The organism is Desulfosporosinus sp. FKA (assembly GCF_002196785.1).
Lineage (GTDB): Bacteria > Bacillota > Desulfitobacteriia > Desulfitobacteriales > Desulfitobacteriaceae > Desulfosporosinus > Desulfosporosinus acididurans.
Genome location: NZ_NAHZ01000027.1, coordinates 128,159 through 142,091 on the forward strand (window position 1 = coordinate 128,159; position 13,933 = coordinate 142,091).

Genomic DNA, 13,933 nt, shown 5'->3' on the forward strand with positions numbered 1-13,933 from the left:
AAAGTCCTCATTCAATTCGTAAAGCCTGAATACGTTCACCGTCGATAAGATGAACACTACAGGAAAAGCAGGGATCGAAAGAACGGATGATCCTGCCGGCTTCTTTGAGATCTTCTGATTGAACCTTCAAACCAAGCAGTGAGGATTCTCCTACGCTGCGAGTGCCTGATTCGTCCCGGGCTCCAAAATTAAAGGCAGAAGGAGTAATAATTTGATAATGCTGCACGCGTCCTTTTTTCACGCTAAGCCAATGGCCTAAGACTCCACGCATAACTTCGTGGAGACCAACAGCGCTTCCAGAATCAGAGCCTATTTTTCGGTTAAGAGTCTCTGCTCCAGGTTCCAGACGATTAAGCCATCCTAACGTTGCTTCGGCAAGTTTTTTGATTTCATAAGAGCGAGCCCATATCCGTGCTAATGCTCCGTGACCGATGACTTTTTCTTGATTGATGATCGCCCGTGCTAAAGGACCAACTTCCATGGGTTGGCCGCGATAGCGCGGAGATTTGACCCAGGTGTATCCTTTAGGTTGGCTGTGATCAGGAATTGTATCCTCTTCTGAGGGATGAAGCGGCCCATGAGGTTTATACCAGGCTCTGGTTACATCTTCAGTAATGTATCTTTGATTGAAGCTTTCTCTCTTATCCTGAAGAATGATCCCTTGGGGAAACAGCGCTGCTCCCTCAGGATTCAGAAATCCCCCCACCGACATATAATTTCCTACTCCTTCTCCCAAATCCACGTAATCAGGATAGCGTTTAATAATTAAGTCCACACCCGGCAGGAGTGTATTCTCGACAAAGCTTAAGATTTCCATCATATATCCACGATAGCGATTGACCTTGTCGGCGTCTACTTCCATGCTGGCTCCTCCAGGAACGATTCCATGGCCGTGTGGTGCTTTTCCTCCAAAAACGGCAAATGCAGCATGAGCGGCTCGGGAAATTTCCAGAGCTTTAAAATAATGTTCGGTAAGAGAATCATTTTCTTGTTTGGATACACGTAGGTCGGATTCTGAATGGGGAATAAAGGGAGCAAGGTCAGGACCGCGGAAATAATCCGGCAAGGCGTATAAGTAGAGGTGGCGAATGTGGTTCTGAATGACATCACTGGCTAAGATCAAGTTGCGGACTAAATGACCATTAGGCGGAACTTGCATTCCCAATGCTTGTTCCACAGCCAAGGAGGCGGTGATGGCGTGAGCAGAAGAACAAATGCCACAGATACGTTGTGTGTAATAGGGCATATCCATGGGGGAGCGGCCAATTAAGATTTGCTCAAATCCTCTGTAGAGGGTATCAGAAATGTAAGCATCTTTGATTACCCCATTTTCTAACCAAGCTTCCAATAACATAGGATTATGAATACGAGTTACAGGAAAGATGACCTTCTTTTCCAGTATTGGTCACTCCTTTTTGGCGTTTTTCTTGACCCGATAGGTGTGGAAGGTTTTAACCTTAGTGAGGGAAAAACGATGCTTCCCCCGAACTGTCGACTTGAGAAGATTTCTTTGAATTCTCCCCTTATACAGGGAAGCTGCTGCATGACCAATAATTGCTGCCGAAGTAAAACCTAATACTCCCAGGGCAACAGAATCGGTCGCAATCTTTGTTCCACCAGGTAAAGGAATGTCAGGAGAGTGAACGGTAAATGGTGACATAAGATCAGGATAGCCAGGTTCTGTACAGCCAATACACGGAGTATTGCAGCCTATAGGCCAATTTAAGCGATCGTTCCAGCGGCGAATTGGACAATCAGCATAGGTGACAGGCCCTTTGCATCCCACTCGGTAAAGGCATTCTTTCTGCCCAATGTCTGTAGCAAAGATTCCCTGGTCATAATAGGATCTTCTTGGACAGCGATTATGAATGGTTTCTCCGTAAAACATCTTTGGCCGTCCGTACTTTTCGAGCTCCGGTTCGCCATATAAGGCCAGGTGAAGTAAGGTCCCCATGATCCAATCCGGGTGAGCGGGGCAGCCTGAGACATTGATAACCCTTCTCTCGGGTAAGACATCTTGTACTCCTGTTGATCGAGTCGGATTAGGATAACCGGCAACAGGTCCCCCAAAGGCGGCGCAGCTGCCTATAGCTACAACGTACTTAGCTTTGAGGCCGATGCGGCGAACCAGGTCTATTCCCGTAATGAGCTTGCCTTGTTCATAGGCGACATGGTCGTAATGCCCAGAATCACTGTGAATCATTGATCCCTGGACGATTAGAATATATTCGTTGGGCAGTTTAGAATAGGTATCTAGAAGAACTTGGTAGACAGCACTTCCTTGAGCCTGATTCATGCTCCAATCGTAACGCCAATCGAGAATGTTTGAAAGAATATCGGAGAACGTGGGGGTCCAAATATTATCGAAGGAGATACTATCTCCCGTACATGTGCCTGTTTCGATCATAATAACCGGTAACTTCTTTTTAATATCACCTGCTGCAATTGCTCGAGAAAGGTGAGGGGTAATTAGTTGATAAAAATTCCCTAAAATTGCTCCTTTAACGATTAATTTTAGAAACTCACGACGATCCAGTATGACACACCCCCTGAGAGGGTATTATTTCCCAAAAAATAGTAATTAACTCAAAAGCGAAGAAATTGTTGGAGTGAATAAAAGGCATACATCAATAAGGGTAGTATTGCAGTGACTAAGTTAATAAGCAAATGAAACAGCTCGAATACAATTTTAGAATATAGTTTCTCGAATATATTATAAAAAAATATTTGACGAAACGGCGAAAATAGGGTAATATAACTCTCGTCCGTAATTGCCGATGTGGCTCAGAGGTAGAGCAGCTCACTCGTAATGAGCAGGTCGTCGGTTCGATTCCGACCATCGGCTCCAGTAGAACTTAGACACCGCAAGTGATTGCGGGGTTTTTGTTTTATACATTTGATGCATAAAACTTAGCTTTGGGGACATTTTGGGGACAGATGAGATAAAGGTGAGATAAAATTTAACCTAAACAAACCTAAAATCACTAAATAACCCATCCGGGTAAAACCGCTGCCATTAACTTGATAAAGGTTTCGGGGTCGCTCCCAGCATGGGAGCGTGGATTGAAATTATTTGACATTTGACCAATTATGCGCAAAGAACGCCTTAACTGAAAGGCGTTCTTTGTTTAATACGGGGAAGGAATTTGCCCCAAAACATGGAAGTTGGTTAATATGACTTGTCAAAATGTTCGTTATCGTATTCGATAAGTAAAATAAAGGTAAATTCCCCATGATAGCGAATGATTTCAAGCATAAAATGGAAAAGTGGAGGGTGATAGCGTGCTAATACGCAATATGGAAGAGAAAGATTTAAATGACGTGGCTATTTTATATGAGTCATTAATTGAGCCGAAAAATAATAGAAAAAACATGATAGAAAAATTTTCCTCAATGAGAAGTAATTATAATTATATTTTAATAGTGGCGGAAGAGGATGGAAAAATTGTTGGTACTGTAATGGGCATAGTCTGTCTTACTATGGTGTCAAATTTCAATTCCTTTTTGGTAATAGAAGCCTTAATTGTAGATAAGGAATATCGAGGACATGGTATAAGTAAACAAATGTTATTAGATTTGGAAGATAGAGCTAAAGGGTTAGGATGTAGATATATTATCCTGGTGTCAGGAAAGCAAAGAAAGGAAGCTCACAAATTGTATGAGGCTCTTGGATATGGAGAAGATGAAGCTAAAGGATTTAGAAAGTTCATCAATGACAAAACGTCTTAATCGGTTCAATAAATAATAGCATCAGCATTCTTAGTGAAAATACTAGTGCTATTGTCAATACATTCATTTTGGACTCTAATTGTGCGAACCTTCGCTAAAGACGAATTATGTGCAAAGAACGTCTAAATCGAAAGGCGTTCTTTGTGTTGCAGGTTTTTTCTGTAGTTGGGAGTAAGAGTAAATGAACATAAGATTAGCTTCTCAGGAGGACGACATTGGTATTACAAATATTTTGATGACTATGATAAGTGAATCTGAATCTAAAGAAGTAGCTCAGAGAGTTGTCCGAGAAATCCTGACTTTGCCAAAATATATCTCATTAGTTTACGTAAACAAAGGTATTCAGGGGTTTGGTACATTACAGTTCGAACCTTATGAAGGGGCTAATGGTGTGGCCGAGATAGTCTGGCTAGGAGTTCGTTGGCAGGAGAGAAGACAAGGAATAGGCGCGTCCCTTGTCAAGGAGATAGAGCAGCTCGCTATAAACAAAGGTATTCGAAAAGTATATATAAAAACAAACTCAGAAAACATTACTTCTAATTGTTTTTGGATAACACAGCGTTACAAGTTCGAAGCACGAATGCTAGACTTTGGTTCAGCCGGGGTTGATTACTATATGCTTGGGAAAGAAATTGTTTAATCAAATTCCTTATAGCCGAAATAATTATCAGTAAGTCATATATTTACAAGTTTTAACCCCCGCCTTTGCTTTGCCGCTCACTATTATCATATTTCAATTATAGGATCTATTAGATAAGTAAGGTAACTATGGTTAGCAGTAGACGTATTATTATGTGCAGTCGCTCCCAGCATGGGAGCATTAAGAATCAATCTTTCACCGAAATTCTCCCAATGGACCCTATTAGGAAAATATAAGAAAATAGTCTATACTTAATTTGTAATAAAATTGAGGAAAGAGGGTCTTATTAATCGTTAAAACCCGATTAGGAATCATGGGGGCTGATGATACTGTTAAAATCATTAAGTCTGTTACAGACGAATATCCCGATCTGGAATGCCGATTTTTCGAGTATTGGAATGAGAAAGACCTAATTGAAAATTTGCGGCCACATGTTGATGATGTTGATATTTGGCTGTTTTCTGGACAAGTTCCCTACTCAATTGCCAAACTCTGGGGTGGAATCCTAAAACCTATGTTTTATATTCCCCATACTGGTGCGAGTTTATATAGGACCTTGTTACATATCGTTTACGAACAAGACCTAACAATGGAACAATTGAGTTTTGATACTTTTCAACCAAGCGAATTAGAAAAAACTTTTTCGGAAGCACAAATTGAGGCTAAGCCTATTTTCCTGAAATATTATCAAGGAGAAATATCTGCTGATGAATTAAGTGAATACCATTATAGGCTTTGGAAATCAGGGCAAACGAAAGCGGCCGTTACCTGTTTGCGTACTGCCCATCTTGAACTTCAGCGACTGGGTGTCCCAGTCTTTCGGGTCCTTCCGACTCGCCTAGGAGTGAAAGAAATCATTGAACTTATACTTCGGACAAATGAAACGTTACATTTTAAGGATGCGCAGATAGCTGTTCAGATGGTGGAAGTTGATTCTTTTGCCCGCTTGGCCAAAGAAACATTTTCCACAGATGAATTACATCGCCTAGAAATCAAAATTACGGAAAAATTACTCGAATACGCAAAGAAAGTTCATGGTTCTTTAAAAGCAGCTGGACCCGGACGTTATGTTATTTTTACAACCCGAGGGCTTTTACAAGAAATTACGAGCAACTTTACCGTTGTGCCGGAGCTGGAGGGATCTTCTCAAACTGCCCACGATAACCAAACCTGTGGTATTGGTATTGGCAAAACAGCCTATGAGGCTGAGATCAATGCCGGAAAAGCCTTACTTCATGCCAAGGAATATGGACAGGGGACTTGGATGATTCTTCTGGATGATAAAAGAATTGTTGGCCCATTGGGTAAACAAGCGCAGATAACCTATTCTTATGCCTCGGAAGAATTAGCCCAGCTAAGCGAAAAAACCTCTTTAAGCGGAACAACCATAAATAAAATCAAGGCAATCTTAAAGAAAACCCAAAAATGTGAAATATCTGCCCATGAACTAGCTCGCTATATGCAAATTATGCCTCGGAGCGCACGAAGAATTCTCATGGAGTTGGAGGATAAAGGGTTTGCACAGGTAATTGGTGAAGAAAGTCCTTATCCAAGGGGACGGCCAAGAAAGATTTATCGTATTTTATTTTGACAGGGATTAACCCCTGTCTTTTTTTGTGTCTAGAGTAGAATTTTTGCTTCACAAAATACAGTATTTTATTATTTAATGGCTACCTAAAAACAAGCATCTATTATATAATAAATATAAATGGTTATGACCGAAATATAACCGTAAATGTGAATAAGAAGGTGAGCTATGGATTAGTTGTAATATACTTAGCAACAACAAACATATTTTATTTCCCCATAGGGCATTGGTTGATACTTATTAAACTCATAGGGTAAAAGGAGCATCTATTATTATGGAAACGATCACACTAAATAATCTTGTTGAACAAATCAACGATGAAATCCTCAATTGGAGAAGATATCTTCATCAACATCCAGAGTTATCCTTTAAGGAAGAAAAGACCAGTCAGTTTGTTTACGAGACTCTTCAATCCTTTGGTAATCTGGAGCTTTCGCGACCGGTTGGAAACAGTGTCGTTGCTAGACTTATTGGAGCTAAACCCGGTAAAGTTATAGCAATAAGGGCAGATATGGATGCCTTGCCTGTCCAGGAACAAAATACCTTTGAATTTTCATCTCAGAATCCCGGAGTTATGCATGCCTGTGGCCATGACGCTCATACGGCAATGCTCCTGGGGACGGCTAAGATCCTCAGTGGATTAAAGGATGAAATTCAAGGTGAGGTTCGCTTCTTATTTCAACACGCTGAAGAACTCTTCCCAGGCGGGGGATCGGAAATGGTCGCTGCCGGCGTAATGAAAGGTGTAGACCAAGTCATCGGAGCACATGTTTGGTCACAGCTGGAAGCGGGCAAAATCGGGATAGCTTATGGTCCTATGATGGCCGCCCCCGATACATTTCATATAACTATTAAGGGAAAAGGAGGTCACGCAGGTGCTCCTCATACATCGGTTGATTCAATAGTTATTGGAGCACAGGTAGTGACCAATCTCCAACATATTGTTGCCCGTAATATTGATCCGCTGGATAGTGCAGTTATCTCAATTGGGAAATTTGTTGCGGGAACCACGGATAATGTAATTCCCGATAGTGCAGAAATCGTAGGTACTATTCGGACGCTATCGCTTGAAAACCGTGACTTGGTCCCACGTTTAATGGAGCAAGTTGTTAAAGGAGTAACTGAAGCTCATGGAGCTGAGTATGAATTTAAACTTGTGAAGGGTTACCAACCTGTCATTAATGATGTAGGCCTTACTCGCATTATGGAGGAAACAATCCGAGAAGTTTTGGGTGATCAAGTCCTCGAAACTGTGCGTCCAACTATGATAGCAGAAGATTTTTCAGCATATCAGCATGAAGTTCCCGGCAGCTTTATTTTTATTGGCGCCGGTAATGCGGAAAAAGGAATAACTTATCCGCACCATCATCCGCGTTTTACTATCGATGAAGATATCTTGGTGATGGGGGTAAAACTCTTTACTAATGCAGCATTTAAATTATTAAAAGTTTAGGGGGGCACTATTATGAATTTTCGCTGGTTGGCAATAATACCGTTTATTTTCATGCTTTGCAGTATGCCTTTTGTAAATAGAGTAACTCCTTATGTCTTAGGCATGCCGTTTATCCTTTTTTGGATTGTCTTATCTGTAGTGGTAACCTCTATTATTATGGGACTCATTTATAAACTTGATCCAATTAATCACGGAGGTGATAAATAATGAACTCAGCCTTATTAATAATTTTCGCCTTTCTGCTCTTCTCCCTATATTTAGGTATACGAGCCAAGAAAGGAAAACAAATGGATCTGGAACAATGGACTGTGGGAGGACGCGGTTTCGGTGCCATGATTATCTTTATTCTTATGGCTGGAGAAATTTATACAACCTTTACCTTTCTTGGCGGCAGCGGATGGGCCTATGGCAAAGGAGGTCCTACATTCTACATCTTGTGTTATGGTACTTTGGCCTATGTTATTTCCTATTGGATGCTGCCAGCAGTTTGGAAATATGCCAAAGATCACAATTTGATGTCCCAATCAGACTTTTTTGTTACGAAATATAAAAGCCCTGCGCTGGGTGTTCTAGTCTCATTAGTAGGAGTTATTGCTCTCGTTCCGTATTTAGTCCTTCAGCTTACAGGTCTGGGAAACATTGTCTCGGAAGCCTCTTATGGATCTGTTTCTCCTACCCTAGCCATTTGGATTGGAGTTATCGTCGTTACCATTTATGTTATGGTTTCAGGTATTCATGGCTCGGCTTGGACCGCAGTCGTTAAGGACTCCATGATTCTTCTGCTCGTTCTTTTTATGGGGATTTATCTTCCTTACCATTATTACGGTGGATTCCAATCGATGTTTATGGCCATTGATAAAGCAAAACCGGGATTTTTAGCTTTACCTTCTAAAGGACTAAGTGTATCTTGGTTTATCTCAACAGTTCTCTTAACGGCTTTGGGCTTTTACATGTGGCCTCATTTCTTTGCAGCTATCTATTCAGCCAAAAGCGAGAAGGAGTTTCGTAAAAATGCGATATTCTTACCTCTATATCAATTAGTCTTGCTTTTTGTCTTTTTTGTGGGGTTTGTCGCTGTTTTACAAGTTCCCGGTCTCAAAAATGGAGATCTGTCACTTTTAAGGCTTTCTAAAATTGCCTTTCCTACGTGGTTCGTCGGGATAATTGGTTCAGCAGGCCTTCTTACTGCTATCGTTCCTGGCTCAATGATTCTCATGGCTTCTGCCACCTTAATTGCCAAAAATATCTATAAAGTATTTGTTCCTTCCACGACTGACCAGCAAGTTGCCAAAATGGCTAAATATTTAGTCCCTATCATAGCTCTTGTTGCAGTTTACTTCACTTTGCAAGGCGGAAAAACAATTGTAACTCTGCTTCTAATGGGTTATAGCCTGGTCACTCAACTATTTCCGGCCTTTATCTTTAGTTTAATGAAGAACAACTTTGTTACTAAGCAAGGCGCCTTTGCAGGTATACTCGTAGGCGTTCTGACTGTTAGTATTGTTACGGCTTCTAATATTACCGTTGGTACGATTTTCCCCTCGCTCCCGCAAGCGGTTAAAGATCTTAATGTGGGTATCATTGCCCTTGTTGTTAATATCGTTGTTATGGCGATCGTTAGCCTTGCTACCCATGGCTTAAATGTTAACGAAAGCAACGTTCAGCATGCAAAATAGAAGACTCTAAGATTATCGGCTACGCCCTCAGAAAAACGGCATCAAAAAAGGCGCTTATTACAAGCGCCTTTAATCTATATAGCTGGAGCCGATGGCAGGACTCGAACCTGTAACCTGCTGATTACAAATCAGCTGCTCTACCAATTGAGCTACATCGGCATATGTATTGAGACGAATGTTATTTTATCAAGATTTAGAGTGATTGTCAATGACTTTTGACAGAGATTTAACACAAGCTGCTGCCAATTTTTTTCTTTAGGACATTGACGTCACTATTTTCGCCAAAAAGACCCTCATCAAAGTCGATGAGGGCTGACTTGAGATAAGATAATTATGACGCTGTCCAAGGACTGGCTTAATTAAGCGCATTAGATCTTATGCCATTTTGTTACGTCATGTTACTAAATAAAAAGAAAAAGATAAATATATTTCACTTAAAACGCCCCCTAAGTATAGATGGCCTTATTCTATCTTAGGGGGGCTGTTGTTCACTCAAGGAGGCAGCAGAAACTATTTTGGTAAGACTTTATCTTGGTGGGAAGTATACTCAACTATTTTATGACATCTGTCAAATTCAACGAAAATACTCGGCGAATTTACGATAATTACTGAAAATAGTTGCATCCATTCTGGGGAGACTTCCTTAAAGGCTATGGCCCCGTTAAACAGAATTACTGCCCAAATTATTTTGTGATTTCTAACAATAAACAAACTGTCTTCGACAAATCCTAGACCGCCTTGAGGGCATGGAACACAGTTACAATTGGGCCTGCATTTTCGAATTGAATCATGAATATCCTGGAAAAGCTCTAATTCTTGCTCATCCAATTTTCTTTCCTCCTTTGTTTATTTAAAGGCTACATCTTGTCCCTTATATCTTTAGTGTATTCCATTATTTTCAAGTTGTTCGTAGTTTTAAGGGATCTTTTTGCAAACAAAGAAATCCCATTTCCAGCTTTAAGAAATGGGGGGAAACTTCATTATTTGTGAGTCAATCTGAATCTTACCTCACGCTTGTCGTTACTTGGATAAATCGCTAAGAATCTTATTAATATTATTATTATATTGAGTATCAATTTGCTGTTGAATGCTATTTTCGGCGTTTTGGATTAATTGTTGTTTTTGAGAATCCATTTGAGATTTATAGGATTGAATTTGATTTCTCAAATCGTTTTGCTTCTGTGCAGCATAATTCGATGTGAATTGAGAAAGGGTGTTAGTCACATCTTGCAGATATTGATTATTATAATTCTGAAGATCCTGCTCCGATTGATTAGTAGTATCATTCAAAGAGCCCGTAGCGGATTGAACGTTCGGAGAGACTAAGGCGGTAATTTTTGAAGTTACATTTTGAACCAAAGCAGTTAGAAAACTCGGGTTATCTGCAAGTGCTACACCAGCGGATACGACAACCATGAGAGCCGTCGTAATAGCAATTTTCTTTAAAGATAGCAATTCTCTTCATCTCCTTTTTATTATAATTACCTCATTAAATTACAGTAAAAAGGCTAGTTATTCAAGAAGATGTTAGTGGACATAGCACCAAGACTTACCAATAGAGATTTAAAACGTGAGTTTAAAAATATATTTTTGAATTATCGGCAATTTGTTTTTGTCATTAAGAAAATATTTGAATTAAATCACATAATTTTACCCTGTTATCCCATGCTTTGTGTGATTTAAAGATTAAAAATTTAAGAGCTTAAAGGCGTTGGTAATTTAATGAGTAAAATTATAGCAAAAAGATCAGGACAAACTGTGAACACTTAATGGGCGGGGTGCATAAGTTGAACTAAGAGAACGATGGCGATGGGATATAAAGCGAGGCACGGGGGAGTTGCGATGGGGGATGCTGAAATTCAGGCTCTCAAAGAAGATATTACGGAGATAAAAGGTGATGTCAAAGAAGTCAAAGATGCTGTTGCTCGCTTACATCTGCTTATGGTCGAAAACTATGTGACTAGAAAAGAGTTTGAGGCCTATAAGGAGCAGGAAATAAAAAGTCGTCGGTGGTGGGCAACCTTTGTAATTGGGGCTGCGACAGTTGCAATGACAATTATCGATGCGGTTAATCATTTTTTTAGCAGACTGATGACCAAGTGAATAAAAATATGGACCCCGCGGCAAGATAGCTGCCTGTATACAATATTAAGTATTAAAATAGCTAGACAGTTATAGAGAACGAAGTTATAATTGTAATACAGTTTTGTCGTTAGAAGTGAGCAAAGAGGCTCTAAAACGGCGTTCTTAGTGACGCCGTTTTAGAGCCTCTTTGCCATTACAGGCACATTAATTTAATTTTTTATGCAGGGAAGTAAATTTTAGGCAGGAGGCATAAATGATGACTCTTAACTCCGGGGATATCGCATTTGTTTTTTTATCGACCATCTTAGTATTTTTAATGACTCCAGGATTGGCGTTGTTTTATGGAGGGATGGTCAGAAAACGAAATGTTCTTTCAATAATGATGCAAAGTTTTGCCGCAATAGGACTGGTTACCGTTGTCTGGGTCGTATTTGGGTATTCCTTAGCCTTCGGTCCTGATCATGGGCATATTATTGGAGGCTTGGACTGGTTTGCTTTAAAAAATGTGGGGCTTACCCCTAACCCTGATTATGCACCTTCGATCCCGCATTTATTGTTCTTTATGTTTCAGTTAATGTTTGCCATTATTACTCCAGCGGTTGTCAGTGGCGCTACTGCAGAAAGAATGCGTTTCCCCGCTTTTCTCTTATTCATGTTCTTTTGGAGTACGTTCGTTTATATTCCTCTGGCCCATTGGGTTTGGGGAGTAGGGGGTTGGATGAGGAATCTCGGCGTCATGGACTTTGCCGGCGGAACAGTCGTAGAAATGGCGTCGGGAGTATCTGGTTTGGTTGCAGCCCTAATTATTGGAAAACGGCTGAAGGTTGGGTACGAGTTTAATATTCCCCATAACATGCCTAATGTTCTCTTGGGGGGAGGTTTATTGTGGTTCGGCTGGTTTGGTTTTAACGCCGGAGGGGCCATGGGTGCCAATGGACTGGCTGTTTTGGCATTGGTCACAACCCAAATAGCAGGAGCAGCCGGAATGATCGGCTGGGCGCTCTTGGAATGGTTCCATCGCCGTCAAATTACAGTTTTTGGAGCAATCAGCGGTATTATTGCGGCTTTAGTTGCTATTACGCCTGCTGCAGGATTTGTATCGACTGGGAGTTCTCTGCTGATTGGATTTGTCGCGGGAGGGGTTTGCTATTTAGGTGTTAGTGTACTTAAGGATAAGTTAGGTTACGATGATGCTCTCGACGTTTTTGGTATTCATGGTATTGGAGGCACATGGGGGACCCTGGCTACTGGAATTTTTGCAGATATGCGTCTTAATCCCCAAGGTCATAATGGTTTGCTTAATGGCGGCGGAATTCATCCTGTTCTCATTCAGCTGCTTGCGATAGCTGTCACTTATGCCTTTACTGGCGTTATGACATTTGTTATTTTAAAAGTGGTTGCTTTGTTCACGCCACTAAGGGCAACCGATGATGAACAAGTCAATGGTTTAGATTTAACTCAACATCGAGAAAATGCTTATCCTGATTTTGAACTTACAGAGAATGTTTATATTTGAGTTTAGGATAATAATCCCATTTAAATTTCCTAAATAGGTTCCCCAAAAAACTAAGTGGTTTCAAAAGGTTAGAGAGCCTCTTCGCCATGTTCACCTGTCCTGATCCGGATTGCATCAGCTACGTCGTAAACAAAGATTTTACCGTCGCCGAATTTGCCGGTTTTAGAAGATTCAACGATGGAAGAGATAACCTCATCAATCCTGGCTGAACTAACGATAACTTCAAGTTTTATTTTCGGCAAGAGCTTAGAGACAATTTCTTGACCGCGATAAATTTGGGTATACCCTTTTTGATTTCCAAATCCTGAGACATTAGAGACCGTCATCCCATTGATCCCTAGATCCGAAAGAGCTGTTTTAACATCATTTAGTTTTTCGGGCCGAATTATAGCTTCGATTTTTTTCATGATTATTGCCATTCCTTTCGCTTCGCTCAAGGCACAAAACGGAACGAAATCCGTTCATCTTGAGCGATTTTTTTGTATTCTAGTTACAGGGATACCAGTACACTACAAATCACGTGGAGGTGAGTGGGCAACTCTTTGCTGGAGTTACCGCATGATTATATGTGTAGATTGCCTTTCCAAGCACAAATAAGTGTCGCTTCGAGCACGCAGACTTATCTTTGTATAAACAACTCGTTTATTGCTGGGCAATCAGTCAATGCTGCCTATCCCTGTATTACCTTGAAGGGAGACGCTTATGGCTTTAAAAATTGTTTACCCAGTCTGTTGCGGAATCGACGTGCACAAAACCTTCGTGGTTACTTGTATTGCTTCCACCAACAACAAAGGCGTCACGACTTACAAACGCCATCGCTTTTCAACCTTTACCAAAGGACTGAATGAGCTGTCACAGTGGCTTTGTGAGCACGAATGCAAGGATGTTTGTATGGAATCGACCGGGAAATACTGGATTCCTGTGTTCAACATCTTGGAGCATTCCTGCAACATCACCCTGGCTCACCCGAAATACGTCAAGGCCATTCGCGGCAAGAAGACGGACAAAAAGGACGCCCAATGGATTGCCGACTTATTCAAGCATGATCTTGTCGCAGGGAGCTTTATGCCTCCCTTGCCGATTCGGCAGCTCCGTGACCTGATGCGCTACCGCTTCAAGCTGACAAACTTTTCGTCGAGCGAGAAAAATCGGCTCCAAAACAGCCTGACTGTTTCGAACATTCAGCTTGGAAATGTCGTTTCCGATACGTTCGGCAAAAGCTCTATGAATATTATCGATAAGCTGC

14 protein-coding genes and 2 tRNA genes are annotated in these 13,933 nt (G+C 40.9%); 10 read left to right on the forward strand and 6 right to left on the reverse strand.

The annotated features are described in order from the left end of the window. Positions 1–7 precede the first annotated feature (7 nt). Together B5771_RS10315 and B5771_RS10320 are read right to left on the reverse strand one after the other, a co-directional pair. Positions 8–1,354, reverse strand: a complete 1,347-nt coding sequence (locus B5771_RS10315; protein WP_172408235.1) for a nickel-dependent hydrogenase large subunit — start codon at positions 1,352–1,354, stop codon at positions 8–10. A 51-nt stretch (positions 1,355–1,405) separates the two neighbouring features. Continuing rightward, complete coding sequence (locus B5771_RS10320; RefSeq protein ID WP_088187428.1) at positions 1,406–2,539, reverse strand: hydrogenase small subunit; 1,134 nt, start codon at positions 2,537–2,539, stop codon at positions 1,406–1,408. Between the two features lie 234 nt (positions 2,540–2,773). On the opposite strand from B5771_RS10320, the gene B5771_RS10325 reads away from it, so the two are divergent. From B5771_RS10325 to B5771_RS10355, 7 genes are all read left to right on the forward strand, one after another. Continuing rightward, positions 2,774–2,848, forward strand: a tRNA-Thr gene (locus B5771_RS10325). Positions 2,849–3,282: 434 nt separating this feature from the next. Beyond that, complete coding sequence (locus B5771_RS10330; RefSeq protein WP_088187429.1) at positions 3,283–3,729, forward strand: GNAT family N-acetyltransferase; 447 nt, start codon at positions 3,283–3,285, stop codon at positions 3,727–3,729. A 181-nt stretch (positions 3,730–3,910) separates the two neighbouring features. After that, the gene (locus tag B5771_RS10335) at positions 3,911–4,369 is read left to right on the forward strand and encodes a GNAT family N-acetyltransferase (RefSeq protein ID WP_088187430.1); all 459 of its coding nucleotides are present in this window, start codon (positions 3,911–3,913) and stop codon (positions 4,367–4,369) included. A gap of 313 nt (positions 4,370–4,682) precedes the next feature. Next, positions 4,683–5,960: a transcriptional regulator gene (locus B5771_RS10340; protein ID WP_088187431.1), complete on the forward strand. Its 1,278-nt coding sequence runs from the start codon at positions 4,683–4,685 to the stop codon at positions 5,958–5,960. Positions 5,961–6,231: 271 nt separating this feature from the next. After that, on the forward strand, positions 6,232–7,410 hold the full coding sequence (locus tag B5771_RS10345) for a M20 family metallopeptidase (RefSeq protein ID WP_088187432.1): 1,179 nt from the start codon (positions 6,232–6,234) through the stop codon (positions 7,408–7,410). 12 nt (positions 7,411–7,422) lie between these two features. Then, positions 7,423–7,617 carry a DUF3311 domain-containing protein gene (locus B5771_RS10350; RefSeq protein ID WP_047808684.1) on the forward strand — a complete coding sequence of 65 codons (195 nt, stop codon included), beginning with the start codon at positions 7,423–7,425 and terminating at the stop codon, positions 7,615–7,617. After that, positions 7,617–9,086, forward strand: coding sequence for a sodium:solute symporter (locus B5771_RS10355; protein ID WP_047808685.1), 1,470 nt, complete (start codon positions 7,617–7,619; stop codon positions 9,084–9,086). The genes B5771_RS10350 and B5771_RS10355 overlap by 1 nt, the downstream gene beginning before the upstream one ends. An 83-nt stretch (positions 9,087–9,169) precedes the next feature. Here the strand turns inward: B5771_RS10355 and B5771_RS10360 are convergent. From B5771_RS10360 to B5771_RS10370, 3 genes are all read right to left on the reverse strand, one after another. Further along, positions 9,170–9,245 (reverse strand) — tRNA-Thr (locus B5771_RS10360). Between the two features lie 351 nt (positions 9,246–9,596). Then, positions 9,597–9,914: a hypothetical protein gene (locus B5771_RS10365; protein WP_047808686.1), complete on the reverse strand. Its 318-nt coding sequence runs from the start codon at positions 9,912–9,914 to the stop codon at positions 9,597–9,599. A gap of 192 nt (positions 9,915–10,106) precedes the next feature. Continuing rightward, positions 10,107–10,541, reverse strand: coding sequence for a hypothetical protein (locus B5771_RS10370; RefSeq protein ID WP_088187433.1), 435 nt, complete (start codon positions 10,539–10,541; stop codon positions 10,107–10,109). A 387-nt stretch (positions 10,542–10,928) separates the two neighbouring features. On the opposite strand from B5771_RS10370, the gene B5771_RS10375 reads away from it, so the two are divergent. Beyond that, a complete protein-coding gene (locus B5771_RS10375; RefSeq protein ID WP_140417718.1) occupies positions 10,929–11,189 on the forward strand; it encodes a hypothetical protein in 261 nt (86 codons plus the stop codon). A 238-nt stretch (positions 11,190–11,427) separates the two neighbouring features. Further along, positions 11,428–12,687: an ammonium transporter gene (locus B5771_RS10380; RefSeq protein WP_088187435.1), complete on the forward strand. Its 1,260-nt coding sequence runs from the start codon at positions 11,428–11,430 to the stop codon at positions 12,685–12,687. 68 nt (positions 12,688–12,755) lie between these two features. Here B5771_RS10380 and B5771_RS10385 read toward each other — a convergent pair whose 3' ends face one another. Further along, positions 12,756–13,094: a P-II family nitrogen regulator gene (locus B5771_RS10385; RefSeq protein ID WP_088187436.1), complete on the reverse strand. Its 339-nt coding sequence runs from the start codon at positions 13,092–13,094 to the stop codon at positions 12,756–12,758. 295 nt (positions 13,095–13,389) lie between these two features. On the opposite strand from B5771_RS10385, the gene B5771_RS10390 reads away from it, so the two are divergent. After that, on the forward strand, positions 13,390–13,933 hold a 544-nt coding region (locus tag B5771_RS10390; protein ID WP_140417719.1), incomplete at its 3' end, for a transposase.

Bases quoted from the DNA above. Each gene is read 5' to 3' on its own strand.
- B5771_RS10355 (WP_047808685.1), top strand. From the start codon at position 7,617: ATGAACTCAGCCTTATTAATAATTTTCGCCTTTCTGCTCTTCTCCCTA.
- B5771_RS10380 (WP_088187435.1), top strand. From the start codon at position 11,428: ATGACTCTTAACTCCGGGGATATCGCATTTGTTTTTTTATCGACCATC.
- B5771_RS10385 (WP_088187436.1), bottom strand. From the start codon at position 13,094: ATGAAAAAAATCGAAGCTATAATTCGGCCCGAAAAACTAAATGATGTT.
- B5771_RS10340 (WP_088187431.1), top strand. From the start codon at position 4,683: ATGGGGGCTGATGATACTGTTAAAATCATTAAGTCTGTTACAGACGAA.
- B5771_RS10335 (WP_088187430.1), top strand. From the start codon at position 3,911: ATGAACATAAGATTAGCTTCTCAGGAGGACGACATTGGTATTACAAAT.
- B5771_RS10315 (WP_172408235.1), bottom strand. From the start codon at position 1,354: ATGTTATTGGAAGCTTGGTTAGAAAATGGGGTAATCAAAGATGCTTAC.
- B5771_RS10345 (WP_088187432.1), top strand. From the start codon at position 6,232: ATGGAAACGATCACACTAAATAATCTTGTTGAACAAATCAACGATGAA.
- B5771_RS10350 (WP_047808684.1), top strand. From the start codon at position 7,423: ATGAATTTTCGCTGGTTGGCAATAATACCGTTTATTTTCATGCTTTGC.
- B5771_RS10375 (WP_140417718.1), top strand. From the start codon at position 10,929: ATGGGGGATGCTGAAATTCAGGCTCTCAAAGAAGATATTACGGAGATA.